The sequence below is a fragment of the Paenibacillus diazotrophicus genome (genome assembly GCF_042610465.1).
Genome location: NZ_JBGJZN010000012.1, coordinates 58,658 through 84,822, shown reverse-complemented (window position 1 = coordinate 84,822; position 26,165 = coordinate 58,658). Strand labels below are relative to the sequence as shown.

Sequence of the window (26,165 nt, the reverse complement as noted above, 5' to 3'; positions counted from 1 at the left end):
CATCCCGAACACGACCGTTAAGCCCTCCAGCGCCGATGGTACTTGGACCGAAGGGTCCTGGGAGAGTAGGACGCCGCCAAGCGGACAACCACACTCTGTGGTATTTTTTTTGCCCATAACAATTACATGCGATAAAAGGGCCTTTAGCTCAGCTGGTTAGAGCGCACCCCTGATAAGGGTGAGGTCGGTGGTTCGAGTCCACTAAGGCCCACCATTTTCCCTGATAGCTCAGTTGGTAGAGCACTCGACTGTTAATCGAGTTGTCACAGGTTCGAGTCCTGTTCGGGGAGCCATTATGGAGAGGTGTCCGAGTTTGGCCGAAGGAGCACGATTGGAAATCGTGTAGGCGCCATAAGCGTCTCGAGGGTTCGAATCCCTCTCTCTCCGTAGCAATACCTCCCTGAAAAGGGATGAGAATTAATTTACACAGTNTTATGGAGAGGTGTCCGAGTTTGGCCGAAGGAGCACGATTGGAAATCGTGTAGGCGCCATAAGCGTCTCGAGGGTTCGAATCCCTCTCTCTCCGTAGCAATACCTCCCTGAAAAGGGATGAGAATTAATTTACACAGTATGGCTCGTTGGTCAAGGGGTTAAGACACCTCCCTTTCACGGAGGTAACATGGGTTCGAATCCCATACGAGTCACCAATTTATTTTTTTGAATGATTTACTTATGGAGGCTTAGCTCAGCTGGGAGAGCATCTGCCTTACAAGCAGAGGGTCGGGGGTTCGAACCCCTCAGCCTCCACCATATTTTTTACAAGAATATTATTTTTACTGACGCGGGGTGGAGCAGCCCGGTAGCTCGTCGGGCTCATAACCCGAAGGCCGCAGGTTCAAATCCTGCCCCCGCAACCAATTTGGAACCGTGGTGTAGTTGGCCTAACATGCCTGCCTGTCACGCAGGAGATCGCGGGTTCGAATCCCGTCGGTTCCGCCATTATCATGGCAGCAAGGTAAGGTATCAGGGATTGAGAATCCTATATCTCGAAGTATAGAGTATCCACCCGATTCCGTGATTTTGCTAATTATAATATTGGGGATTAGCCAAGCGGTAAGGCAACGGACTTTGACTCCGTCATTCATAGGTTCGATTCCTATATCCCCAGCCATCTTCACACCACAAGGTGAAGTTAAGATTCATTGTATTGAGAGCCATTAGCTCAGTTGGTAGAGCACCTGACTTTTAATCAGGGTGTCGAAGGTTCGAGTCCTTCATGGCTCACCATTTTTCTTCTAAAGTGTGCGCGTGTGGCGGAATGGCAGACGCACCAGACTTAGGATCTGGCGTTTTACGACGTGGGGGTTCAAGTCCCTTCACGCGCACCATGTTTTTGCGGACGTGGCTCAGCGGTAGAGCATCGCCTTGCCAAGGCGAGGGTCGCGGGTTCGATTCCCGTCGTCCGCTCCATATAGATTTTGCGCCCTTAGCTCAGCTGGATAGAGCGTTTGACTACGAATCAAAAGGCCGGGAGTTCGAATCTCTCAGGGCGCGCCATTTATACTTTCAATATCATTCTATTAACGGGATGTAGCTCAGCTTGGTAGAGCACCTGGTTTGGGACCAGGGGGTCGCATGTTCAAATCGTGTCATCCCGATTTTACACCTATGCGGGTGTAGTTCAATGGTAGAACTTCAGCCTTCCAAGCTGATAGCGTGGGTTCGATTCCCATCACCCGCTTAATTGTTAACGATTAAACCCTTGTGAAGCAAGGGTTTTTTTCTGTTTTTCAACTTGTTTTTCACCTTGTTGTGTTTTTACACGCAGTCTGAAGTGAAGAGAACTGATATTATTATGATGGCGAGCACAATAGTATGAATACCATGAAATTAAGGGGCTTATATCAATGACTGACAAAGTAATTCGGATCTTCAAAATCATCAACGCCATTCAGTCCAATCCCGGGGTTACAGCCTCGGATCTGGCGATAAGATGTGATGTCAACCTAAGAACCATTTACAGGGATTTAGAGATGATTAGCCATTTTGCACCTGTAACCAACGAGGGCAGAGGTACGGGCTATAGGTTTATGGGGAAGTTTTTTTTGTATCCGCTTGATTTCTCCGAGCAGGAAGCAGTGGCTTTTTCACTATTACCTTCAATCTTGAATCCGGATAAAATCCCTCCAGGTTTCCATACAGCCTATGATAAGGTCATGGGCACCCATCTGAAGGAAAAATCCAAATCCAATGGAATACTTGAGAACATAGCCGATATTATTCAAATGGGCAAACCTGCTTACCGCAAAGAAAGCCGAAACTTCCTGCAGCCGATAATCGGAGCGATTGTGGAGCAGCGCAGCATTCGGGCTATCTATCATTCCCAGTCGCGCAATGCTGTTACTCAGCGTGAGATTGATCCATATTACTTGATTCCGCGGGATCAGCGTTTTTATCTGATCGGCTACTGTCATCTTAAGGAGGCTATCCGAACGTTCCGTATCAGCCGTTTTCAGGAGGTAGAGGTGACCGATAAGGGCTTTGATAAAGGTGATTTTAATATAAAAAAATATCTGAAGAATACCTGGTCCATTAACCGTGGACATAAAAGTATTAAGTTCAAGGTGCGTTTTCATGCTGAAATTGCCCGATACATAAAAGAAGAAGAGCTCTTTGTTCATCCATGGATGAGCGATATGCAGGACGGCAGTCTTCTGTTTGAAGTGACTGTCAATAATGAAAAGGAATTTACCAAATGGATTCTGCAATATGGACCACACGCAGAGATTCTGGAGCCGGCCTCGGCCAGAGAAGGGCTGAAAGTGCAGCTTACCCAGTGGATGGAGCTTTATCAAAAGTGAGCTGCGATGCTGACAGAAATTATTGAGTAGAATTCACCTTGGAAACGGTGTTGCCCCGAAGAGCATGTATAGCATTCTTTGAATAATTCAATTGTTAAAATAACCCCGGCCTCATGGCCGGGGTTTATTCATGCTGAAGGAGGCGGTCTTACTCGCCCTGTGGGACAGTCAGTCCCAAGCCTTCAGCTACGCGCTGGCCAAATTCGGGGTCTGCCTTGTAGAAGTGCCCAATCTGGCGGAGCTTGATCTCATCTTTATCAACTGGGGTCATGGCGCCTACAATATTTTGGATGAGACGGGCACGTTCTTCTTCACCCAACAAACGGTAGAGGTCACCTGGCTGGGTGTAGTGATCGTCCTGATTATAGGGTACACTGTCGGCTTTTCCGGTCACTTCAAAGGCTGCCGGCCGATGCTTTGGTGATTCTGCCGCGCCACCAAAGCTGTTCGGCTCATAGTAGACCGAACCGCCGCCGTTATTGCCGTGAATCATGGCACCGTCACGCTGGTTATTGTTCACTTCGGCAACAGGCCGGTTGATCGGCAGCTGGTTATGGTTCGCACCTACACGGTAGCGGTGGGCATCGCCGTAGGCGAAGAGACGGCCCTGCAGCATTTTATCAGGGGAAGCCTCAATCCCGGTGACAAACGAGCCAGGAGAAAAGGTAGCCTGCTCCACTTCCGCAAAATAATTCTCGGGATTACGGTCCAATACCATGCGGCCGACTTCAATGAGCGGATAATCTTTTTGCGACCATACTTTGGTGACATCGAAGGGATCAAAACGGTACGTATCCGCATCTTCTACAGGCATAATCTGAACATGCAGTCTCCAGGCAGGGAAATCTCCTGTATCAATCGCATTGAACAAATCCTCTGTATGATAATCCGGGTTTTCACCGGCGATTTGCGCAGCCAGGTTCACATCTAGATTCTTTACGCCCTGCTCTGTTTTGAAGTGGTATTTAACCCACACTGCGGTTCCTTCGGCATTTACCCATTTGAAGGTGTGGCTCCCAAAGCCGTGCATATGACGAAGTGTTGCCGGGATGCCACGGTCGGACATCAGAATCGTAACTTGATGCAGCGACTCCGGGGAAAGGGACCAGAAGTCCCAGACGGCATTGGGGTTTTTGAGATGGGTCTGCGGATGGCGTTTCTGGGTATGGATGAAGTCCGGAAATTTGATTGCGTCACGGATAAAAAAGACGGGCGTATTATTGCCGACCAGATCGTAATTGCCTTCTTCTGTATAAAATTTCACGGCGAAACCACGCGGATCACGTACGGTATCTGAAGACCCTAGTTCTCCGGCTACTGTCGAGAAGCGGATAAACGTCGGCGTACGTTTTCCTATCTCTGACAAAAAAGCCGCCTTGGTATATTTGGACAAGTCCTGAGTGACTTCAAAATAACCATGGGCACCGGCTCCTTTGGCATGAACCACACGTTCGGGTACGCGCTCCCGGTTGAAATGCGCCAGCTTTTCCAGCAAATGCACATCCTGCAGCAGTGTAGGTCCACGGGTACCGGCAGTCATAGAATTCTGGTTATCCCCTACAGGGGCACCCCAGCTTGTTGTAAGTTTATTATGGTTCTCATTCATGAACAATTCCACCTCGAATTAGGATTTGGTATTAGATTAAGTATAAATACTATAATATCAAAAGAAAAAATAATATCAATCCTAAATTATAATTATTTTAAATAAGCTGAAGAAATGAGCGGGGAAATCTACCTTTTTCTGTTGTGCTATGGGTAAAGAATGAACGATAATGATTCTGTTAGATTTTCATGGAGTTAAAGCGACTAGGAGGATACAACATGCTGGATCGACTGATTAGGCTGCCGTTCACGATGACGGACGAGGAGTGCCGGGAGCTGCGTATACATAGGTTTAGTGAGAATGTTTCCAGAGGCAAGCTGTTTGCCAAGATTTTCATAGGCATTGAATCGGTTTTGGCCGCGATTGACCTGACAGCTTCCATTACCAAAGTACACGAGAGCTTTCATTTCAGCTTCTATTTTGCAATGTATGTCTTCATGATCGGATTGAATGTAGCCTTTCTGCTGGGGGCGGCCGCCTATGAGAGAGAAGCCAAGTCGCTAAAGGGAAATCATCGCCTGTATGAGAAGCTGTTCACGTTATATACGTATATTTTTGTGCTGTGGGGTTGCGTCGTAACATTGTCGGATCAGTGGCTCTATGGGCAAGTGATGGCTTTTGTAATCAATCTGGTATGTATATCCGTCATTTTTTATTTCGATAACAAGGTGATGCTGAGGCTGTATGGAGTGTCAGCGGGGCTGCTGTATATTGGGCTTCCCTTTTTTCAACTGTCACTGAACGTGCTGATTGGGCATTATGTGAATCTGACGTTGTTTCTTTTCTTCACTTGGGTGGCGTCAAGGATTCTGTATGTGAACTATTGCAGCAATCATTATAACCAAATTCTGTTAAGAGGCAGCCACCGGAAGCTGGAGGAACAGATTACAAGAAATGAAAAAGTATATCAGGAGTTAGCACGGGCCAACGGAGAACTGCAAAGGTTATCACTCATTGATGCGCTTACGGAAATTCCGAACCGCCGTGCCTTCGACCAAAGAATGCAGCAGCAGTTACGCTTAGACGAAGAAGCAGGTAAGAGGGTTGCCCTGCTAATGATTGATATTGATTATTTCAAAGCTTTCAACGATAACTACGGGCATGCTGAAGGGGATCGGATTATTAAAGAAGTGGCTCAGGTGATCCAGTCGGAAATGGAGGGGGAACTGCAGTTTGCAGCCCGGCTTGGGGGGGAGGAGTTCGTAGTTGCAGCTTTTGATACCGGAGTGAACGGGGCAATGGAGCTTAGTGAAAGAATCCGTGTGCGTGTTCAGCAGATGTCCATTCATCATGATTATTCCGGAGTCAGCTCCTATATTACGGTGAGTATTGGCGCCGCCACAGGTGAGGTGACGAATCCGGAGGAGATTGCGGGACTAATGGAGCTTGCAGATCAGGGGTTATATTTGGCAAAAACGAGCGGCCGCAACAGAGTATCTACCGCAAGCACCAGCATGTAAGTATAAACAGCTTTGTTGTTCCTGGAAGAACATAAGGTTCCAAGTAGCGATACGATACATTACTTTCAGGAATATTAAGCAGATAGACCCTGGGGGAGAAACTATAAAAAATCCCGCCTGCAGCACAGAAGCTGGAGGCGGGACAGTTACATAACCAACCTGTTAACCTTTGATATACATCCGGTTGTAATATTCCTCAAGCATCCGTTTGCTCGCGAATTCGGTACGGGTAGTCTCGATGCTCTTACGCATCATCTGTACCCACTTCTCCTTATCCTCATAGAAGGTTGGGAGGACGCGGTTCAGGAGAGTATCGTAGAGGGCATCGCTGTCATGCTGGTCAAGCACAGCAAAATCGTCCGTCTCGAAGCCATCACCAATCTGCCAGCCATTCTCGCCGTCGATGCAGGCTTCCGGCCACCAGCCGTCAAGGATGGAACAGTTCAGGACTCCGTTCATCGCGGCCTTCATGCCGGAGGTGCCGCTGGCTTCCAGCGGACGCCGCGGATTGTTAAGCCAAATGTCCGAACCACGTGTAAGCATCGCACCGATCGTCATATCGTAATTTTCGAGGAAGACGACACTTTTCGGATACTTCTTCATCATCGACACGAGGTTGCTGACAATCTTCTTGCCGTTGTCATCCAGCGGATGGGCTTTGCCGGAGAATACGATTTGGATGCGGCCGCTCTCCAGGTAAGGCTCGATAATCTCGGGCTGGGAGAAAATCAGGTCGCTGCGTTTATAAGGGGCAGCCCGTCGGGAGAAGCCGATCAGCAGATTGTCCGCGTTCAGTGAAATACCGGAGCGTTCTTCAATAAAGGTGATCAGCTCGTCTTTGATTTCTTTGTGTGTTGCCCATAGATCGCTGTCTTCTTCATAGGCCTGGATCATACGTTCATCGACCCAAGTCGGTGTATGAATAGCATTGGTGATGCCGATGATCTCCGAACGGCCGGCGACTTCCTTCCACATTTTATTCGCGGTATCGGCATGAAGCTGAGCCACAGCATTGGAGATACGCGACAGACGAAGGCCAGCTACCGTCATATTGAACGGATCGCCGCCGATGCGCTCCATCTGATCACGGGTCAAGCCGTTAAAAGCGCTCATATACTCCAGACGATCCAGCGGATGTGTCTCATTGCCTTCCTTAATCGGTGTATGTGTAGTGAACACAACCTCTTCCCGGGTAGCTTTCCAGGCTTCTTCAAAGGTGCTGCCGCCGGACATTTTTTCACGGATCAGTTCGATGGCTGCGAGCGCCGCATGCCCCTCGTTGAAATGGTAGACGTCAATCGGAATCTGCAGCGCACGCATGGCTTTTACCCCGCCTATCCCGAGGACAATTTCCTGCGCGATCCGCTCTTCCCCAAACCAGCCGTACAGCTGGCCCGTAATCCAGGCATCGCCATTCTCGGGAATATCCGTATCCAGCAGATACAGGGGATTGTTGCCGAAATGATCGGTTTTCCAAACCTTGCAGACTACATCGATCTTGCGGACCTTAACGGTGACCTTCACGCCTGTATCCTCCAGGAAATCATAGACGTAATTGTGGTAGGAGTCGTAAGGATTGCCGTTAGCGTCAATCTTCTGGTCCGTGTAGCCCTGCTTCCATTTCAGGCCAATGGGGATAATCGGAGCGTCGATATCCTTGGCACCCTTGATATAGTCCCCGGCTAGAATGCCCAGGCCACCGGCGTACATTTTGAAGTCGGAGTGCAGCCCGTACTCCATGCTGAAATAAGCTACTGACGGTAATGGATTCTGGTTCACTTGATAAGCCTCCTAAATACATAGTAGATTAAAAACTGGCGTTACTGCAGGCTTAATCTAAGGTGCAAACGTTTGCCCAAACGGGCAAAAAAAACTTTTCGTGGAAGCGATTGCACACTTATTCTAGCACATTTGCAGAAAAAAAACATACTGAAGTTTAGAAAAAATACATGCTCCGATGAAAGGAATAATTATCCTTATAACTTGGATGCCCCCTTGAAGTAGGTCCGGTTAGCTAGGACTAGGGTAGCGTTGCAATCTTCGGCCCGAGCTGTTTATCCTAAAAACTTTTTTTCACTCATAAAATGAGGATCGGCAGCCGAAATAAATAAAGAATTATTACAACCTAAGGGGGAACCGAACACATGAAAAAAATCTTCAGTATCCTTGCAAGCTGCTTTCTGGCCATCAGCATGATGTCAGGAGCGGTACAAGCCAAGCCCGCAAACAATAATGGTAAGGGTAACGGTAAAGCAGAAGCTACAACTGCGGTACCTGCTAATGGACCAGCGCCAACAGACAAAGACAAAGACAAGGATAAAGACAAGGATAAAGGTAAAGAGACTAACAAAGGTAAAGAGACTAACAAAGGCAAGGATAAAGAAACCGTTACTACAGTTACATATGCTACATATGGAAATAAGGGTCACAATGGTTACAAAGGTCTTCTGAATGCTATCGAAAACGTGAAGGACAAGCCGGCAGGGGCAGTGATCGCGGAGCTTCTGTTGACCAAATATAATACTGAACTGACACCAGAAATGAAGGCTGAGCTAGAGGCCATTCAAGATAAGGATGCAGCGTTGTCGGCGCTAGCGGAAATGCTGAACGAAAAAGGCAGTGTAACCGATGCAGTATACGTTCAGAAAGAAGCGATTCTGGCTAACGTAAAAGATCTGAACTCATATAAGAAGCTTGGCAAGCTATATGCGCAAACCGGCAAAAAAGGAGTGAAGCTCTACGTTAACGGCGAAGAGTCCACCTCTGGTGTTGCTCCGATTGTTACAGCCGGCAGCACATTGGTACCATTCAAAGCGATTGCTGAATCCTTGCAGGCTGAAGTGGTCTGGAATGGTAAAGAGCGCTCGGTTACCATGACCCGCGACGGGATTACGGTGAAGCTGTATATTGATAAAAAGACGGCTTATGTCAACGGTCAGGCTGTCACTCTTCAGGTTGCGCCGACTATCGTGAAGGGCAACACAGTTGTACCTGCCCGGTTTGTCAGTGAAGCTTTGAGAGCTACTGTGAAATGGGAGCCGGAATCCCAATCGGTTGTCATCTACGAAGAGTAGTAGTCTTCAGGAGCACCGGGCTGTATCGCAGTACTTTTTCACAATAGAGTAAGCTCGTATGAAGGAGAAGACACGGCAATCACTGCTGTGTCTTTTTTGGTTAGGGAGAACTGGGGTTTGATAAAACCGGGTAAACCCGAGTAAGATAGAGTGGAACAAGTTAGGATGGTGAACAAATTGGGTATAGTGATAATCGGCAGCCTGAACATGGATATGGTGGTACGCACCAATCGGGCTCCCGATGCCGGAGAGACGCTATTCGGAGAGGACTTTACCTTGTCTCCAGGCGGGAAAGGCGCAAATCAGGCAGCAGCGGCAGCGCGCCTTGGTGCAGAGGTAACGATGATCGGAAGAGTGGGGAAAGATGCTTTCGGCAGTGAGCTGCTTGAGGTCATGCGCCAGGAACAGGTCCATACCGGGTATATTGGACAGAGTGAAACACTTGGTACAGGGATTGCTTCCATCGTTGTGGACGGAGAAGGAGAGAACCGTATTATCGTTGTGCCTGGGGCGAATATCGAGATGAGGCCAGCAGATATTGCCGCACTTGAACCGGTAATCAGCCAGGCGGAAATGCTAGTCATGCAGCTGGAGACGGATCTCCCGATGTGTGCACATGCTGCTGCCATAGCTGCTAGACAGGGAATTCCGGTGATCCTGAACCCTGCGCCGGCCCGGGCTCTTGAGGATGAATTTCTCCAGCATGTTACCTACCTGACTCCCAATGAGACGGAAGCGGGCATCCTGGCAGGAATGGCCGTAAACAGTATTGATGATGCAGAGCAAGCGGCGCGAATACTGTTGCAAAAAGGCGTTCGGAACGTTATCGTGACTCTTGGCCCCAAAGGGGCGCTAATTGTGAATCATGCCGGAAGCCTGCATATTCCGGGTTTTCCTGTACAAGCTGTTGACACAGTAGCCGCCGGTGATTCTTTTAACGGTGCTCTGGCCTGGCAGCTTACCAAAGGCAAGACACTGGACGAAGCGGTCCGATTCGCGAATGCTGTCGGTGCGCTTGCTGTAGGCAAGCAGGGTGCGATTCCATCGCTTCCGTACCTGGCAGAGGTTGAACAATTTCTTCAGGGTGCTGCTGAACAGTAAGTTAATCATAGCTGCACGTTATTACATAAGGAGCTGAAGGAAATGAGCGGCACAGTAACCGTTAGAAATGTAACCCTCGGTGAGGGTGTTCCCAAGATTTGCGTTCCCCTGGTTGGAGCTACAGTGTCTGAGCTAGTGACAGAAGCAAAGTCACTGAAGGAGCTGGCACCGGATCTGGTGGAATGGCGGAGCGACTTTTTTGCACAGGTGGAGGATCTCGCGGCTGTACAGCAAACCTTGTCCGAACTCTCCTCTGTCCTTCCTGACATTCCGCTGATCTTCACGTTCCGCAGTAAACAGGAAGGCGGCGAGCGGGCGATTACGGAGGAAGATTATATCCGGCTGAATCAAGCGGCTGCCGAGAGCGGCCACGTAGATATTATAGATGTGGAGCTGTTCAAGGGAGACGATCTCGTTCGTGACTTAATTGCTGCAGCGCATGCCTGCGGTGTGTTCGTAATCGTCTCAAATCACGATTTCCACGGCACGCCCTCCCAGGAGGAGATTATCTCACGGCTGTGCAAAGCTCAGGAGCTTGGCGGTGATCTGCCCAAAATCGCTGTTATGCCGCAGCATGCGGGTGATGTGCTTACTCTGCTTGCTGCTACCCATACGATGCGTGAGCAATATGCAGACCGTCCGATCATTACAATGTCCATGGCCGGAGAAGGGGTAATCAGCCGTCTGGCTGGTGAAATCTTCGGTTCGGCGCTTACCTTTGGCGCCGCACACAAGCCATCAGCTCCGGGACAGGTGGCGGTAACCGAACTGCGAGGTGTACTGGAGCTGCTGCACCGAAGTCTGTAGAGCTGTAACTCCGCAAGAGACAAGCAAGTTATTCCAAACTCCCCGGCTGCTGGCGTATGGAGTCTTTTGTAAGTGGTAGCTATAAGAAAACCGTCATCCATTCTGCTGGAATCCTCAGAGGATATTCCGGGCAATGGGTGACGGTATTTTTTTGGATAAGAAGAGAGTTGCCTCGGCCTAGTCCTGTGCCGTAATTCCCCGGGACTGAAACACATCCTTGGCCACAAAGGTTGCATTCAGCACACGCGGAAATCCGGCATAAGGGGCGCAGTGCAGGATGGCCTCCACGATTTCTTTAGGAGCAAGTCCAACATTAAGTGCTGCATTGATGTGAACAGTGAGCTGTGGTTCACAGCCGCCAAGAGTGGTAAGCGAGGATATGGTGATGAGCTGGCGCTGCCGCAAATCCAGTCCACCACGGGTATAAATATCGCCAAAGGCAAACTCGATTACAAACTTGCCCAGATCGGGAGAGATGTCTTTCAGCGATTCGATTACTTTTGCTCCCCCGGTACCGTCTACCTCCATCAGCTTCTCCCAACCGCGATCATACCGTTCCGTTGTCATGAGTTAAACCTCCATTAGAATTTTGATTTTATGCTCTATATCCAGACTACAGCTTAGAGCGCGCTCTAATGCAACGGTTCATTTGCTGTGGTATGATTTCAGCATGAATAACCTACTTACAATTCAGGAAATGTCCCGGCTGACGGGACTGTCAGCACATACGCTGCGTTATTATGAGAAAGTCGGTATGCTGGAGGGCGTGTCCAGGAATGAGCAGGGCTATCGTACTTATTCGGAAGCCGATGTATCTTGGGTACAATTCCTGGTCATTCTGAGGGAGCTGGATATTCCTATCCGCGAAATGAAGCGTTATTCCGACCTGCGCAGCCAGGGTCCCTCCACCGTCCATGAGAGAAGACTGATGCTGGAAGCCCACGAGAGCAGAGTCCAGCAGCAGATGCGAAAGCTTGGTGAGAACCTCGGGAAGATTGCCGACAAGATTCAGTACTATAAAGGAATGGAGGAAGAGGCGGAAGCAGAACTAAAATAGAGCGGCAGCGGGATGACCCGCTACCGCTCGAGGGCTTGCCAGGTGTTGACCTAAGAAAGAAGACTAGGAGGATCATCGTTATGCCAGAAAAGGCTTCACTGAAAAAACAGATCTGTGAGCTGGAAAATCGGCTGCTTAGTGCGGAGGTCCGGACCTCACGTGAAAAGCTGGCGCTTTTGCTCACGGATGATTTTATTGAATACGGAAGCTCCGGAAGAGTATGGCATAAGGAAGATATGACTGGAGAAGGAGGGGCGGGTGTGGTAGAGATGACTCTGAGTGAGTATGAGTTATACCCGCTGTCCGAAACTTCTGCGCTTGCCACATACAAGACCCTCGATGCAACCACTGGAAGGTATACCCTCCGCAGCTCTGTGTGGAAGTTCAGGGAAGGGCGCTGGCAAATGTTTTTTCATCAAGGGACTCCAGCCTGGATCAACGATTGAATAGAAGCGCCCGCTGATCCTTAGATCCGCAATCAGGTTTACTCGTGCTCCGTCCCGGTATACACATGAACCGCATCCCTCAGGAATGTGGCCGCGCCGGGACGGGTTTTGTCGTAGTAGGCGGTGAACCTCTCATCATCGACATACATTTGCGCTACTCCGGCATGGGCTTCCTTGGTATAGGTATCCCAGTAGAAGGTCAGCCATTGACGGTGCAGATCGGCGGCTTTCTGGGCCAGCACGCTTGCCGGATCACCGTCCTCCATGGCCTGCTCCAGTGCGGCGAACATCTCTGCTTCGAGCTGTTGTACCCTGTCGTGTTGCTCCTCCGTCATATCTCCCAGCTTGCGGTTCGATCTGTCTACAGTCTCATCGCCATATTTCCCGCGGATTTCTTGCCCATACTTCTGCTCGTTATCTTCGATCAGCTTTTGCTTAAAGCCTGCGAATTTCTCTTCATTGCTCATGGTTATTCTCCCTTCGGTTTGTGCCAATGTCCGCTCGACGTTCTGGATCAGTCTGTCCAACTGCTGTCTCCGCTGAAGGAGCTTCCCATGATGCTCGCGCAGGGCCTGGGCGCCGTCAAAGGACGGTGCGGTTACAAGCTCTTTGATCCCTTCAAGGCTTAGACCCAGCTCCCGGTAAAATAGAATCTGCTGCAGCCGGTCGACCTCGGCCTGGCCATAGATACGGTATCCCGAGGAGTTGATTCTCGCCGGCTTAAGAATTCCAAACTCATCGTAATACCGCAGGGTCCGAGTGCTGACTCCCGCAATCGCCCCTAGCTTCTGCACTGTATACTCCATCTTTTCTTCAGCCTCCAGCTCATTCTCAGCATGTATTTGAATGGATCGCATCACGTCAGCGGTTTGCAATTTTGCAATACAGCTGCTTGCAGAATTAATGTACACCTTTACGCAGCGGCAATGTCAAACATTAATTACCGGAAGCATCCCCATGCCTTTAGTTGAAAAAAAACAGCGGAAGTCTCCCTAGTATACCCACTAAGGGAACTGCCGCTGTCGTGTGACGATCACGAAAGGATGTTACTTTTTACCGAGCTGTGCCGCGAAATAGGCCTGCAGCTCCGCCAGCTTGCGTGGATCAGCCAAAGCGTCTTCGGCCGGGAAATAGTGCTCGGCAACGAGCTCCCAGGTGGGAACAACCTTTTGTGCGTTCATCGCTTTGATCGCGATCTTAACCGTCTTGCGTTCTCTGGCGTTGGAGAAGGTGTCCACATAATGCTGGGAGCGCCCAAAGTCGAGCTCCGGGAAGACGGCACGGAATATTTCCGCGGTCATCTTGGCATCGTCCAGTGCGCGGTGCGCAGATCCGGAAGGCTCCAGCTCGAAGAGGGCCATCGCCCCTTCAACGCTGATATCGTTGCTGAGGCCGCGGGCGCGCAGCACACCTTTGAGCAGATCGAAATAGGTGGCAGACAGCCAGTAGGCATCGTCCATTTTGTGCATGCGGATATCCTGAATGATCCGTTTCATATCCTCACCGCCCCAGGTCAGAAGCAGCACGCCGTCCACGCTCTGATCCAGCCAGGATCGAAAGGCCGTAATCACCTTAGGGAACCGGTCGGCTACGTCGATATCCTCTTGGGGAATTCCGGTTTTTTTCTTAATAAATGAATTCAGGGTAGAGAAGTATACAGGTTTGATCAAAGCTGAGAATTCATCCTTATATTGCAATGAAGCGTCTAACCGGACGGCTCCAATCTCAATGACCTCCATAGGGTGCTCGCTGGCAAATTTGCGGCCGTTGAATTCGATGTCCAGAATAATATAATCCACAGGTAATGCCTCCGTTTCAGTGACTGGCGCTAGGATTGCCTTAAAATACGCCGACTATTCTATTTTAGCAAAAAAAACGCAGGAATGGGGGGTTCAGAGGGAATCCGCTAGTTGCAACACCGTTCTTACGTATTCATGCATGTTTCTTTCTGAAGATCAGGCAAAAACACTAACTTTGTAAAAATATAAGAGGGAAAATGCAGGAGAAAAGTCGCGGTACGGCGAATTTCCAGGGAGAAGGAAGAAAGGAATACAACATGAAGAACAAGCTGAAATTGGATTTGCAGACATTACAGAACGCTTACTCTTCTTTATGCGGATTATCGATTATAATTACCAACCATGCGGATGAACGGTTAACAGAACCCTCAGGTTTAACGGATATGGCACGACTTCTATTGGGTTTTGAGAGTAAGTCTGCGGAAGATACAATTGTTAGAATTATTGAAAAGGTTAGTGGCATTCCAAAGCCGATCGTATATGAAACCGCCTCTGGATTTAAGCTGCTGGTTGCCCCTGTAAATCTGGATAAGCAGTCTGGCTATTACATTATAGCAGGTGTATGTATAGAAGAAGGCAGCAAGGATCTTATCTCAGCACGAATATATGAAATGATTGATCCCAGGGAATGTGAGCGCTGGATTCATGCTCTGGACAGTGTGGCAACGTATAATATAGAGCACACTGCAAGTATACTTCACCAGTTGGAAACTTTGGCAGATACGATTAGTATTCTTCTGGAACGGGAGAGGCGGGAAAATAATACTGCATACAAATTGCAGTTGTTGAACCTTACCCATCTGATTGACTCGAAAAGCCCGGACTGGCTTAAAGGCGTGTTGGGTATATTCGCACGTGTTATGGGGCTTGAATATGCAGGATATGCCGGCAGGATCGACGAACAAGGACAATTTACGATCATGGAGACAACTGGCATGCCGGAAGAACACTCCTTAACAGGCGCTTCCTTTTTCCCGGGTGAAGGTTTCCTGGGGCGGGTGGCGCTTACCAAGCAGATGGGGTATTGGGAGAATTCTAACCGGGACCCGAGAAGCTACTTCTTTACGATGCGCGGAGTCCAGCTCAAAGTACTCATTTGCTATCCTATTAAATATAAAGATCAATTCTTCGGGTTATTATTTGGCGGAGATGCTTCAAGAACGGAAATATCGGAAGACGAGGCGGATATGGGGTTGCTGGCAGCCCATCAAATCTCATCTTCTATGTACTACTTGGATGGTGAAAATGTTATCGAACGGCGCAGTCAGCGGATTAAGGCTTTTCAAGAATTATCTCAGGCATTTGTTGCTGTCCAGGACTGGGAAGACTTTCTGCATATGTTTCTTGAATTCATACAGCAGCAGATTCACAGCACTTTTATTTGTCTGTTGCTGCATCAACCCGAAAACGATGGAATGAAAATATATACTTCGCTCACTGCTCCCAATGAACTGTACTCTGGATATGCTGCAGAGGCGGAGAATGCCTATTTCGGCGATGGGATGCCTGGTTTTAGCATGCTGCATAGACCATTGGAACGTGAATGGGAAGGCATGGATGTAGTGGAATACCCTTTGGTTTCCGGCCAAAAACTGCTGGGAATCGTTACTATCCATTATAGAGATGATAGACAGCACCAGGAATATGATACGTTCATACAATCAATGAATAGTTTTATAGTAGCAAAATCACTGGTCTCGCAACAAGCGGCACCGTTAATGAATATAGACATCATTCACCTGCTTCAGGATGCTTTGTTCATGTGGAAACCGGAAGCGCATCAAAAGGCGATTCAGATAAAGGAACTCGCGGCTGGATTGTTACAAGAATTAAAGCGTGATCCCGAAGAGATTGAACTGAGCGCACAGGCAGGCCTGCTCTTCGAGTTTGACAAGGATTTGCTTGCCGGCTACTTTGGGGAGGCCCCGCTGGTTATACTATTGCGTCAACTGCAAATGTACAGGTCAGGCCTAGATGAGGATATAGGAGAAATTTCCTATGCCTTACTGGGAAAAGTGCTGTTGATCGTTATTATGTTTTTGGAAAAGGGGTACAAGGAGTGGAAGGAAGCTCTTCCTATTCCTGTAGATGAGTCAATCCTGAGCACTGCGGAACAATTCTTACACACCCGGAGTTTATCCGCGGCTGCCCAGGTTCCGATGGAGAATAAAGAAAGTCTGACTTCAAGAGAAGAAGATATCCTTAGTTATTTGGTGCAAGGAATGAATAACAAACAAATCGCTGAGAAGCTGTTTATCAGCACACATACTGTCAAAAATCATATCACCAAAATATATGAAAAGCTTGGCGTAACCGGCAGGGCCCAGGCAATTTCACAAATGTATCAAACCTCCATAAGCCGCACGATGAAAAAGCAGTGATCCCATATTTTAGGGGTTCATTGCTTTTTTTTTGCTCGGAAAAGGGAAGGGATTCCTGTGGAAATTAGGAATAATTTGTCGATAAATAGGAACTAGGAACCATAGGCACAAGGAACTAGTCCGCTCATAATGAAAGGGAAATATTTCACAAACATCTTCATTTAGAGATAAGGAGTTTTCCGAATGCAATGTATATAGGGTGGAGGATGGAACTCGGGGAATCACATATCGGGGAGAGTAGTCTGCGGAGGGTCTGAAAGCGCACATTATCAGCAATCACTTAAAGGAGTGTTTCAATTGAAATTAAATATCCGAACCAAATTAACAGGCAGCTTTCTGCTGGTTATAGCGTTGCTATTGTTTATTAGTGGCTTGTCCATTGTTAAGATGGGGCAAATGAATGACAATTCGTTGCAGATGCGCGAGTATAACTTCCCTGGATTAGTTCAAATGGAGAATATTCGTGCTGACCTGTATAAACTCCGGGGCGATCTGATGAAAATTATCCTGGAAACGGATTCTACTGAATTCGACAAGATTAAAGCAACGATCCAGGAAGATCAGGAGAATCTTGCCGTCAATATTAAGGCCTACGGAGAGCTCTCACTGGATACCGAACAAAGGGCTTCCCTGGAGATCGTCAAACAAAATGTGGAAAACTATAATACAGCGGTTCCTAGCATCATTGAGCTCGGAATCAATAATGAAAGTGAAAAAGGATACAAAGCAATGCTTGATGCCGTTCCTTATCTGCAAAAGGCGCAGGATACGGTGAACCATGAAGCCCAGAATGTAGTGAATGACGCGAACAAAAATATAGAGGCCAATATTGACAGCTACACCTCCGGGAAAAATACTGTTATCGTCTCTGCGTCAGTAGCTACAATAGTGGCCCTTGTGCTCTCCTTCTGGATCTCGCAGAGCATCGTTGGTCCTGTGTCCAAAATTCTGGCGGTCATGGTCAAATTAGCCGGGGGGGATCTTAGAGAGCAGCTTACCCTGAAAAGCCGGGATGAGCTCGGCAAGCTTGGCACTGCCGTAAATGAGATGATCATCAGCTTAAGGAATCTCATTGGCGGGACGGCTGAATCTGCTCAAAATGTAGCGGCTTCCTCCGAGGAAATTTCGGCAACCACTGAACAAATCGCTTCCGGCAGCCAGTCTCAGGCCCAGGCGGCACAAAATATCAATCATTTGATTCAGGATCTGGTCAAAGGTATCGATGAGGTTGCAAAGAATGCTGAGCAAGTCTCGGAGCTATCCATTCTGACACGTCAGGGTGCTGAAGAGGGAAGTAATGCCGTAAGAGAATCCAGTCTGGGTATGAACGATTTGTCGGAAAAGATGGAACTTCTTGAGCAGGACTCCCAAAAGATCGGGGAAATTATTGAAGTCATTGACGAGATTGCCGAACAGACGAATCTGCTTGCCCTAAATGCGGCGATCGAAGCGGCGCGTGCAGGAGAGCAGGGAAGAGGTTTTGCCGTTGTGGCTGATGAAGTACGCAAGCTGGCAGAACGGAGCAGTGAAGCCACGAAGCAAATTGCTCATATAATCCGGGGGATGCAAAAGAATACAGTACTCAGCGTGCAGGCAGTTAGCGAGGTATCAGCACTGTCAGACCGGACAGAGGGGCTGATCAAGGGAATCGTTGATCGTGTGAATGAAACCACCCAGCAAATTACCGGTATTGCTGCGGCATGCGAGGAGCAGGCAGCGCAAACGAATGAGGTCCTCTTCTCCATTGAGACTATAGCAGCAGGAAGCGAGGAGTCAGCAGCAGCAGCGGAGGAAACAGCAGCGTCCTCGCAAATGCTCGCCGGATTAGCCGACGAATTAAATAACTCCATCTCAGCCTTCAAGCTGGCGTAGGGAGGATCAACTATGCAGGCAACGAGTACTGAACAATATGTAGTATCCCGTCTGGGCAGCGAGAAACATGCTATCAATATTCGTGATATCAATGAAATCATCAAAATGGAGCATATCACAGGAGTACCCAACAGCAAGCCATTTATTAGAGGCGTTATTAATTTGCGGGGCAGGATTGTTCCGGTGATCAGCCTGTGCATGAGATTTGGCATTCCCGAGACGCCTATGGGCGCACAGTCACGTATCATTGTGGTGCGGTATAAGCAGGAGGCGATCGGCATTATTGTCGATGCGGTAGAAAAGGTGACTTTTTTTCAGGAAATAGAGCCTCCGCTCGAATCCCACGAAGTGCAAGGTGCCCAATATTTGGAGGGGATAGGCCAGAGTCCGGACGGGTTGATCAGCATATTGAATGTAGAGCGGTTGTTTGGTGAAGGGTGAGGCATGAAGGAGAGCGAAAACGATGAGTGAGTTTCATAATTCTGCATATTTGGGCGTTTTTTTAGATGAGATGGAAGAGCAGCTTCAACTTTTGGATGACTCCTTGCTGGTCCTGGAAAGCGTGGGTTGTCAGCAAGATACCATTCAAAAAATTTTCCGGGCTGCGCATACCTTAAAAGGATCTTCGGCCGTAATGGGTTTTAAGCAGCTCAACGGGCTAACCCATCAGATGGAAAGTGTATTTGAGCTGATCCGCTGCGGGCAACTGGAGGTGACCTCCGAATTATTGAACATTCTATTTGACTGTATTGATTTCATTAAGGAGCTTCGCCGTTCCATCCTTGGCGGTGTAATGGAGGAAGGAGACACAACGATTCTAATGGACCGGCTGGAAGGAATCCGGGATTCGGCTTCCAAGATTCCGCCACTTCATGAACAGTCAGTCAAAAAGCCCGCACCAGCGCTGCATATTGTCTTTGATGATAGTCAGAAAGGGAAAATACAAGCAGCCTTGGACAACAGCTACGAGGTTATGGCGATTCATGTTCATATGGCAGAAGAAGAATCCATGAAATATGTTCGGGCCAAGCTCGTGGAAATCAATCTGACAGAGCATGGGGAAATCGCTGCCTGCTTCCCGAAGCTGGAGTTGATCGAGAAGGATGACTTGTTTGCCGGAACTATAGTGTATGTTCTGATCACAAAACAAATTCAGCAGGACATTATCCGCAGTCTGACACAAATCTCCCAAATCGAATCCGTACGGATTGAATATATTACAAAATTGAATCTGGTCGGAACGGCCCCTGAGCCAGAATCCCGAAAGGCTGCAGCCAAAACCAAACAGGTCCCGGTAATTTCCGAGAAAAAGGTACAAGTGGCGCAGACGGTTCGCGTGGATGTGGAACGCCTAGAAAGTCTTTTGAATCTGGTGGGGGAATTGATCATTGATAACACCAGGCTTCGGAGTATACGCGCGAAACTAAGCGAACAGTTCAAAAATAATGGCGATATTAATGTCCTGAATGACATTGCGGGCCATTTAAACATGGTCGTATCTGATCTCCAAGAAGGAATGATGAAGACACGGATGATGCCGATTGAGCATTTGTTTGGCCGCTTTCCGCGAATGGTCCGTGATCTGGCCCACAAATCGAAGAAAGAAATCGAATTCATCATTGAGGGCAAAGAGACTGAACTCGACCGTACCCTGATTGAAGAAATCAGCGATCCGCTCATTCATATCCTGCGTAATTCGGTAGATCACGGACTGGAGCTGCCGGAAGAACGTAAGGCTATGGGGAAACCGCCCAAAGGAAGCATAGTGCTCCGGGCCAGCCACCAAGGGAATATGATCGTGATTACCATTGCAGATGACGGTAGAGGCATAGATGCGGATAAAGTGAAAGAAATGGCGGTTCGCAAAGGATTCGTTACTGCCGAAGAGGCCAGCCATATGACGGAAAAGGAACTTGTAATGCTGATTTTCCGTTCAGGCGTTTCCACAGCCCAGAAGGTTACCGATCTGTCCGGGCGCGGTGTTGGAATGGATATTGTGAAGTCGCACATTGAGAAGCTAAACGGGGTTATCGATATTGAAACGACCCGGAATGAAGGGACCGTATTTACCATAAAGCTTCCCTTAACCCTTGCCATTATCCGGTCGTTGCTGGTGAAGCTGGGTAAAAGTACATTTGCGGTTCCATTAGTAAATGTGATTGAAATCTTCAGATTGAAGACAGAAGATATACTTACTGTACAAGGGAAGGAAGTCTGTAAATTCCGCAACCAAGTGCTGCCTCTGGTGCGTCTCCACCGCAAATTGCAGGTGCAGGAGGAGATGGAACCGGTTAAGGACCGCTTATTCGTGGTGATCGTCGGATTGGCGGATAAACGGGTCTGTCTGGTCGTCGATCAAACCATTGGCAATCAGGAGATCGTAATCAAATCGCTTGGTAATTATATTGGCAATGTTTCCTATATTGCCGGATCAACGATCCTGGGGGACGGCCATGTAGCACATATACTGGATGTTGGCTTCATTGCCCGTGAAACAGGTTCCTTTTATGAAGCATTGATGCCTGTAGACACAGATAGTGAACAGGTGGATGCCGAAAGTGAGAAATATGTGACCTTCAGGCTGTCGGGCCTGGATTTTGGAATTCCGATTGTGAAGATGAAAGAGATTGTTCCTGTACCTGAGATTCATCCTCTTGCCTCAGCGCCTTCACATGTACTGGGGATGATTCATCTGCGGGGAATCCTGTTTCCGGTGTATGATCTACGGCCCCAGTTGGGAATGGACTCCTATGAGCGAACTGCCGGCTCACGGATTATGATCTGCGAAGTAGCAGGGCACGAGGTAGGAATTGTAGTCGATGAGGTTGCGGAGGTATGCCCGCTCTCCAGAGCATACATGGAAGAGACACCGGATTATATGCGTCTGAATTCAGATATGCTTGATGCCATATACAAACAAAACCAACAATTTATCCATTTGCTGAATTTGGAAAGAATGCTGAATTTAGAAACTAAACGGAAAGAGGTTGGTTGACTATGGAGGATGTCTTGAAGAACCAGGTACAGCTGCTCCACTGGAGTACAGATGTAACGTTAAAAAACGTGGACGAATTCCGCGGAGCAGTTCAGAAGCTGGTCGATGGGGAGAAGGCGAAGCTTATACTTGAGCTCACAGAGGTAGCTTATCTGAATAGCGCGGCCCTTGGTGTTATTGCGGATGCCGTACTTGGCGCGGGGCGCACAGGCAAAGAGCTCATTATTGCAGGAGTACAATCAACAGTAGGTGAAATATTCGAAATTGTCCACTTCAGTTCACTGATGAAAATATTTACGGAAATAGACGAAGGCTACATCTATTTTGCAGGTGAAATGGAATGAACAAGCTGAACGATAGGACTTACGGGCAGATCCTGGTCATTCATACAAGAAGCGATATTGCTCTTGCTATGGAGACAACCAGAAGGATTGCACTGCTTACAGAATTTTCAGAGCATGAATCCATACTCTTACAGTTGGTCACTGAAGAAGCCTGCATGAATGCATTTGAGCATGGTTGTCCCTCCGGTAACTGTGAATTTAGAGTGTCGTGGCTGGTTGAATCCGATATCATGGAGATCAGGGTTTGTCAGAATGGAGAGTCCTTTGAACTGGAGAATGAACAAGCCCAGCCGGTCAAAATAGGATCACGTGGTAGAGGACTGGTCCTGATTCAAGGCATTATGGATGAAGTGCGCTTAATTCCTACGGGTCCTTACATAACTCTCTCTATGCGTAAGAAAAGGAAAGTGTAATGAACAAAAGAATATTTGGCTTTGGTTTGTGGAGAGAAAAGACCGCCAAAAAATGGGCTTTTGTTATTCTTATCCTTCTTGTCGTATTGAATGTATATAATCTTGTATTTGTTGATAAAAAATTCGGGTATGAGTTTATCGTCGATCTGCTGACACAGTGTGTTATTCTAACCCCGCTGTACATCATGTTTGGACAGCAGAAAGGCCATACGAAGAAACTTAGAGAAAGTGAGCAGCGGTATGAATCGTTATTTCTCTATAATAATGCCGGGATATACGTCGTTGACCTCAGTGGTTACATCAACAGTGTAAGTCCCAATCTTCTGGACCTTCTCGGATATACAGAGGTGGAGATTAAAAAGATTACATTTACTGATCTGTTTCATCCTGCGGATATCCCGTTGATTCAGGAGACCTTTCTCGATATTATGAACGGGACTATTTTGTCCTCCTCCAGAAAACTGCAGATGCGTCATAAAAAAGGAAGATATCTTATCTTTGAATTGTCGAGTGTTGCCCTTATGGCCGATGGGGAAATCCGGGGCGTTATCGGTTTTGCCAAGGATATTACGGAATTTCAAAAGGTACAGGACAAACTCGGGGAAATCCAGACACAGCTCAATAATATTTACGGGAGTATTGATATTATTTTATGGTCGTTTGATGTGCCACAGAATAAGCTGCTTACCATCTCGCCGGCTTGTGAGAGAGTACTCGGCTACTCTGCAGAAGAATACTATCAATATCCTGATTTATGGTCAGCACAAGTCTATGATGAAGATAAGGATTTGGTGAATGGCAGAATGTCCTCCGTTGTTGAAGGACGCCCCTATAATCCTACGCTTGAGTACCGGATTGTTCATGCAAGCGGAGAAATCCGCTGGGTGGAGAGCCGGATGTTTCCTTTAGTGGACTCCAGAAATGGAATCACGGGTGTAAACGGAGTAGTGCTGGATATTACCGATAAGAAACAGATTGAAAAGGATAAGCAGATCGACCTTGATTTGGCCAGAGAGGTTCAGAAGAGCGTACTTAGCCAACCGATCGATACCCCTTCTTTATCTATTAACGCGAAGTACGTTCCCTGCCGGAACCTTGGAGGAGATATGTACGCCTGGTACCGCTTGAATGAGCACCGCTACGGAATTCTGATCATGGATGTCATGGGACATGGGGTTTCTTCAGCACTCATTTGTATGTCCATCCGTTCTTTGCTGAGGGGGATTATTAAGGCCCATCTAAGTCCGGAAGAAGTCATTAATGAATTAAATCATCATATGAACAAGCTGTTCAGTGTGTCCAAGGGAACCACGAATTTCTTTTTTACAGCCATTTATTTGATTGTGGACACAGAGAACCAGACGGTTGAATATATCAATGCGGGACATCCCAGCGGACTGCTTATTGATGAGAGCGGAGAAGTATTTCACATGAAATCATCCAGTCTTCCTATCGGCTTGATTCCCCAAATGAATCCTCAAACGCAAACTCTTTCTTTCAATGGAACAGTACGGATACTCTTATATACCGACGGGTTAATTGAAAAAACGGGGAGTTTACTGAAGGATCAGGTAGGTCTATTGCTTCAGGTTATGGAAGCAAGCAGACTTGAGCCGATTTCGGCGGTTATGGACAATCTGCTTGCATTCAATAAAGTAAACCAGCAGGGGGAGCAGGAGGAGCAGGATGATATCTGCCTCATCTGCATGGAGGTACGCGGTAATACAGCCGTGACAACGGATATACCTTAATCCCGGATCAAATGGCCCTGTCCCAGTGTGATCTCCACAAATCCGGCCATGTGCCGGGCTTGATAACGGATGGGCTTAACGCTGCCCATGATGAGGATATTGCGGACATCGGCTGTGCCTTCAGAGGGAAGAGCGAAAGCTTTGATATAGGGGAACTGCCCGCTAAGGGTCGTGTGGATGGCGCCCATCAGGCGGTCCTTTTCGCTTCTGCCCATCAGGTTCATAATCATAGAGCCGCGGCTGTTCAGCTTGGAAAGGACCAGAGCGAAAAACTCGCTGGAGAGCAAATGCCGGGGAGTACCTTCTGCCGTAAAGGCATCCAGGAGGATGTAGTCATACCGGTGGTCCGGCTCACCTTCCAGAATGCTGCGCCCATCCCCGACAATAACATTGTCCTGGCTGCAGCCAAAATGCTGCCTGCTGAGCGCTACAATCTCTGCACTGATCTCTGCGGTCTTAAAGCGTTTCTCTGCAAAGTAACCGGCAATCGTCCCGATGCCATGTCCAATGACAAACACATCTTCGAACAACGAACCGCCCGCCTCCATTAAGTGGATCATTGCCCTTGGATATTCGAAGACCACCCGGCGGGGGTGGTTCAGATCAAGCGCGCCCTGAATGGCGTCTCCCGAAAACTGCAGCACGCGGAATCTACCTCTCTCGCCATACAATTCTGTGGTGTCGTAAACCTGGATTTCATGCCCTTCTCCGGTGGTGCTTAATCTTGGCTCCAAAGCGATCATTCTCCTTAAACAAGTGAAATACGTTTATATTCATTCGGCGTGATGCCGACCATTTTTTTGAACAGCTTATTGAAATAGGCGGGGTCCGGGTAGCCGACCTCGGCTCCAATCTCGTGGATCTTCAAATCATGCGCATTCTTCAGCAGCTGCTTGGCCCTGCGGATACGGATTTCAATTACATATTCGGTCAGGGTCAGCCCGGTTTCCTGCTTGAAGAGTTTGCTCAAATAGCTTGGTGTCAAAAAAACCATCCCTGCCAGCATATTCAAATCGGCGTGCTGATTATAGTGGGCCGATACCCAGCGCTTCACGGTTTCGACGGCGGTGCTGGGCAGCTCCAGACGGTGGGTGCGGATTATGTCTAATGCGTCCGAGAAGGCGGAGATGAACATCTGCTCGATCTCTCCAAAGCTCATGCAGGTCTCGATCTGTTCCTCGAGAGAAGGTCTGCTGCCCACTCTGTATACGGCTCCGAATTCCTGCAGTTCCTTGCGTGCTGTGTCCTCAACTTCCCGGCAAGCCCGCAGAATAAGTTCTGGGCAAGCCCGCTGCGATTCCAGCAAAGAGAACATGGAATGGATGTGTTCCAGAACGCCGGACATATTCAGAATCTGTAGTTCGTGGATGAGCGGCTCGCGCACAGGCGGAAAGGGATCACTCAGGCATAGATCCGCAGCCGTAAGCTCCTGAGCAGTAATATAATGCAGAGGCTGCGAATTGTAAATCCCCGCATCACAGGCCAGCTTGGCTTCCAGATAGGCGAATCTAAGTTTGGAGGGAGTGCTGTACGAGCCGCTGACTCCGGCATGGAGGGGTTGTCCGCAGCTTGCCGCCCGGATAGAACCGCCGATACGATCCAATTCCGCAGCAGTTAAAGGCTCGGCAGAATACCAAATCCAGACATATAGACCCTTTCGGATTTCCAGGGGGTCAAGCAATGATTCCTTCTCTTGCCGCAGACTGTCTGAGCAGGCGCAGACGGTTTCCGGGGGGCTCCCTTTAAGTACAAATACGGAGAAGTAAGGCTGGGGCAAGGTAAGGCTGCTTAGAAGGATCTCGGATGGCTGCTCGACATGCAGCAGCGAGAGCAGAAGCCCGGTACGCTGGCGTTCTTCTTTTTCCCGCAGCAGCTTCTGCTCTTCATCCAGACGATAGAGCACTTCAAAAAGCTGCTCTTTATTGATAGGCTTCAATAAATAGTCTACAGCGGAACTGCGGATGGCTTCCCGGGCATAATTGAATTCCACGAATCCGCTCATCAGCAGCGTGCGTATCCGGGGATGACTGCTTTTGAGCGCTTTGATCAGCTCCAGACCATCGACATGAGGCATCCGGATATCTGTAATCACCACATCAATCTGAAGGGACGGTAAGGCGTCGAGCAGCTGCTTGCCATCGGCATACGTTCCTGTGACAAGAAAGCCGCTGCTCTCCTTGTCAATCATCCGGGCCAGGCCCTCGCGAATCAGAATCTCATCATCTACAATCACAATTCGCAGCACGGAATCCCTCCTT

The 26,165-nt window shown here is 48.4% G+C and carries 21 protein-coding genes, 15 tRNA genes and 1 rRNA gene; 30 read left to right on the top strand and 7 right to left on the bottom strand.

Translation table 11 applies throughout. The features are described 5' to 3' along the window. From rrf to ACAN54_RS28350, 17 genes are all read left to right on the top strand, one after another. Positions 1 to 82: ribosomal RNA gene (gene rrf / locus ACAN54_RS28430) — 5S ribosomal RNA — on the top strand; the annotation flags it as partial. A gap of 55 nt (positions 83 to 137) precedes the next feature. Further along, positions 138 to 214 (top strand) — tRNA-Ile (locus ACAN54_RS28425). A gap of 3 nt (positions 215 to 217) precedes the next feature. Beyond that, a tRNA-Asn gene (locus tag ACAN54_RS28420) sits at positions 218 to 293 on the top strand. A gap of 4 nt (positions 294 to 297) precedes the next feature. Continuing rightward, a tRNA-Ser gene (locus tag ACAN54_RS28415) sits at positions 298 to 387 on the top strand. 49 nt (positions 388 to 436) lie between these two features. Continuing rightward, a tRNA-Ser gene (locus ACAN54_RS28410) sits at positions 437 to 526 on the top strand. Positions 527 to 572: 46 nt separating this feature from the next. Further along, positions 573 to 647: transfer RNA gene (locus ACAN54_RS28405), tRNA-Glu, on the top strand. Between the two features lie 27 nt (positions 648 to 674). Beyond that, positions 675 to 750 (top strand) — tRNA-Val (locus ACAN54_RS28400). Between the two features lie 30 nt (positions 751 to 780). Then, positions 781 to 857 (top strand) — tRNA-Met (locus tag ACAN54_RS28395). A gap of 4 nt (positions 858 to 861) precedes the next feature. Further along, positions 862 to 939 (top strand) — tRNA-Asp (locus ACAN54_RS28390). 97 nt (positions 940 to 1,036) lie between these two features. Continuing rightward, a tRNA-Gln gene (locus ACAN54_RS28385) sits at positions 1,037 to 1,111 on the top strand. Positions 1,112 to 1,151: 40 nt separating this feature from the next. Continuing rightward, positions 1,152 to 1,227 (top strand) — tRNA-Lys (locus ACAN54_RS28380). A gap of 17 nt (positions 1,228 to 1,244) precedes the next feature. After that, positions 1,245 to 1,328 (top strand) — tRNA-Leu (locus tag ACAN54_RS28375). 7 nt (positions 1,329 to 1,335) lie between these two features. Continuing rightward, positions 1,336 to 1,410: transfer RNA gene (locus ACAN54_RS28370), tRNA-Gly, on the top strand. Positions 1,411 to 1,420: 10 nt separating this feature from the next. Further along, a tRNA-Arg gene (locus ACAN54_RS28365) sits at positions 1,421 to 1,497 on the top strand. A 27-nt stretch (positions 1,498 to 1,524) separates the two neighbouring features. After that, positions 1,525 to 1,598: transfer RNA gene (locus ACAN54_RS28360), tRNA-Pro, on the top strand. 12 nt (positions 1,599 to 1,610) lie between these two features. After that, positions 1,611 to 1,681, top strand: a tRNA-Gly gene (locus ACAN54_RS28355). A gap of 166 nt (positions 1,682 to 1,847) precedes the next feature. Next, entirely contained in the window at positions 1,848 to 2,801 is a 954-nt protein-coding gene (locus ACAN54_RS28350; RefSeq protein WP_379163749.1) for a helix-turn-helix transcriptional regulator, read from the top strand. Between the two features lie 148 nt (positions 2,802 to 2,949). On the opposite strand, the gene katA is transcribed toward ACAN54_RS28350, so the two are convergent. Beyond that, positions 2,950 to 4,407, bottom strand: coding sequence for a catalase KatA (gene katA / locus ACAN54_RS28345; protein WP_379163746.1), 1,458 nt, complete (start codon positions 4,405 to 4,407; stop codon positions 2,950 to 2,952). A gap of 218 nt (positions 4,408 to 4,625) precedes the next feature. Between katA and ACAN54_RS28340 the strand changes: the two genes are divergently transcribed. After that, positions 4,626 to 5,867 carry a GGDEF domain-containing protein gene (locus tag ACAN54_RS28340; RefSeq protein ID WP_379163743.1) on the top strand — a complete coding sequence of 414 codons (1,242 nt, stop codon included), beginning with the start codon at positions 4,626 to 4,628 and terminating at the stop codon, positions 5,865 to 5,867. Between the two features lie 162 nt (positions 5,868 to 6,029). Here the strand turns inward: ACAN54_RS28340 and glgP are convergent, their stop codons facing one another. After that, a complete protein-coding gene (gene glgP, locus ACAN54_RS28335) occupies positions 6,030 to 7,646 on the bottom strand; it encodes an alpha-glucan family phosphorylase (protein WP_379163740.1) in 1,617 nt (538 codons plus the stop codon). 365 nt (positions 7,647 to 8,011) lie between these two features. Between glgP and ACAN54_RS28330 the strand changes: the two genes are divergently transcribed. The 3 genes from ACAN54_RS28330 to aroD all read left to right on the top strand — a co-directional run bounded on the left by ACAN54_RS28330 (position 8,012) and on the right by aroD (position 10,849). Beyond that, positions 8,012 to 8,941 carry a stalk domain-containing protein gene (locus ACAN54_RS28330; protein WP_379163737.1) on the top strand — a complete coding sequence of 310 codons (930 nt, stop codon included), beginning with the start codon at positions 8,012 to 8,014 and terminating at the stop codon, positions 8,939 to 8,941. A gap of 168 nt (positions 8,942 to 9,109) precedes the next feature. Next, positions 9,110 to 10,042 carry a ribokinase gene (rbsK, locus tag ACAN54_RS28325; RefSeq protein ID WP_379163767.1) on the top strand — a complete coding sequence of 311 codons (933 nt, stop codon included), beginning with the start codon at positions 9,110 to 9,112 and terminating at the stop codon, positions 10,040 to 10,042. 42 nt (positions 10,043 to 10,084) lie between these two features. Then, complete coding sequence (aroD, locus tag ACAN54_RS28320) at positions 10,085 to 10,849, top strand: type I 3-dehydroquinate dehydratase (RefSeq protein ID WP_379163734.1); 765 nt, start codon at positions 10,085 to 10,087, stop codon at positions 10,847 to 10,849. 177 nt (positions 10,850 to 11,026) lie between these two features. On the opposite strand, the gene ACAN54_RS28315 is transcribed toward aroD, so the two are convergent. Continuing rightward, positions 11,027 to 11,416 (bottom strand): carboxymuconolactone decarboxylase family protein, encoded by a 390-nt coding sequence (locus ACAN54_RS28315; protein ID WP_379163732.1) that lies wholly within the window; start codon positions 11,414 to 11,416, stop codon positions 11,027 to 11,029. Between the two features lie 103 nt (positions 11,417 to 11,519). Here ACAN54_RS28315 and ACAN54_RS28310 point away from each other — a divergent pair, with 103 nt between their 5' ends. Next, a complete protein-coding gene (locus tag ACAN54_RS28310; protein WP_379163729.1) occupies positions 11,520 to 11,906 on the top strand; it encodes a MerR family transcriptional regulator in 387 nt (128 codons plus the stop codon). 80 nt (positions 11,907 to 11,986) lie between these two features. Next, positions 11,987 to 12,352: a nuclear transport factor 2 family protein gene (locus ACAN54_RS28305; RefSeq protein WP_379163726.1), complete on the top strand. Its 366-nt coding sequence runs from the start codon at positions 11,987 to 11,989 to the stop codon at positions 12,350 to 12,352. Between the two features lie 38 nt (positions 12,353 to 12,390). Here ACAN54_RS28305 and ACAN54_RS28300 read toward each other — a convergent pair whose 3' ends face one another. Beyond that, positions 12,391 to 13,158, bottom strand: coding sequence for a MerR family transcriptional regulator (locus ACAN54_RS28300; protein ID WP_379163764.1), 768 nt, complete (start codon positions 13,156 to 13,158; stop codon positions 12,391 to 12,393). Between the two features lie 240 nt (positions 13,159 to 13,398). Beyond that, complete coding sequence (locus ACAN54_RS28295; protein WP_379163723.1) at positions 13,399 to 14,151, bottom strand: 3'-5' exonuclease; 753 nt, start codon at positions 14,149 to 14,151, stop codon at positions 13,399 to 13,401. A gap of 257 nt (positions 14,152 to 14,408) precedes the next feature. On the opposite strand from ACAN54_RS28295, the gene ACAN54_RS28290 reads away from it, so the two are divergent. The 7 genes from ACAN54_RS28290 to ACAN54_RS28260 all read left to right on the top strand — a co-directional run bounded on the left by ACAN54_RS28290 (position 14,409) and on the right by ACAN54_RS28260 (position 23,907). Beyond that, entirely contained in the window at positions 14,409 to 16,532 is a 2,124-nt protein-coding gene (locus ACAN54_RS28290) for a LuxR C-terminal-related transcriptional regulator (protein ID WP_379163720.1), read from the top strand. A gap of 297 nt (positions 16,533 to 16,829) precedes the next feature. Then, positions 16,830 to 18,404, top strand: coding sequence for a methyl-accepting chemotaxis protein (locus ACAN54_RS28285; protein WP_379163717.1), 1,575 nt, complete (start codon positions 16,830 to 16,832; stop codon positions 18,402 to 18,404). 12 nt (positions 18,405 to 18,416) lie between these two features. Further along, complete coding sequence (locus ACAN54_RS28280; protein WP_379163715.1) at positions 18,417 to 18,845, top strand: chemotaxis protein CheW; 429 nt, start codon at positions 18,417 to 18,419, stop codon at positions 18,843 to 18,845. A 22-nt stretch (positions 18,846 to 18,867) separates the two neighbouring features. Continuing rightward, complete coding sequence (locus ACAN54_RS28275; protein ID WP_379163712.1) at positions 18,868 to 21,399, top strand: chemotaxis protein CheW; 2,532 nt, start codon at positions 18,868 to 18,870, stop codon at positions 21,397 to 21,399. Positions 21,400 to 21,401: 2 nt separating this feature from the next. Then, positions 21,402 to 21,743 (top strand): STAS domain-containing protein, encoded by a 342-nt coding sequence (locus tag ACAN54_RS28270; protein ID WP_379163710.1) that lies wholly within the window; start codon positions 21,402 to 21,404, stop codon positions 21,741 to 21,743. After that, positions 21,740 to 22,156, top strand: coding sequence for an ATP-binding protein (locus tag ACAN54_RS28265; protein WP_379163706.1), 417 nt, complete (start codon positions 21,740 to 21,742; stop codon positions 22,154 to 22,156). The genes ACAN54_RS28270 and ACAN54_RS28265 overlap by 4 nt, the downstream gene beginning before the upstream one ends. Then, entirely contained in the window at positions 22,156 to 23,907 is a 1,752-nt protein-coding gene (locus ACAN54_RS28260) for a SpoIIE family protein phosphatase (protein ID WP_379163703.1), read from the top strand. The genes ACAN54_RS28265 and ACAN54_RS28260 overlap by 1 nt, the downstream gene beginning before the upstream one ends. Here the strand turns inward: ACAN54_RS28260 and ACAN54_RS28255 are convergent. Both ACAN54_RS28255 and ACAN54_RS28250 read right to left on the bottom strand, forming a co-directional pair. Beyond that, complete coding sequence (locus ACAN54_RS28255) at positions 23,904 to 24,650, bottom strand: spermidine synthase (protein WP_379163700.1); 747 nt, start codon at positions 24,648 to 24,650, stop codon at positions 23,904 to 23,906. The genes ACAN54_RS28260 and ACAN54_RS28255 overlap by 4 nt on opposite strands. Before the next feature lie 5 nt (positions 24,651 to 24,655). Then, on the bottom strand, positions 24,656 to 26,152 hold the full coding sequence (locus tag ACAN54_RS28250) for a response regulator transcription factor (protein WP_379163697.1): 1,497 nt from the start codon (positions 26,150 to 26,152) through the stop codon (positions 24,656 to 24,658). Positions 26,153 to 26,165 lie beyond the last annotated feature (13 nt).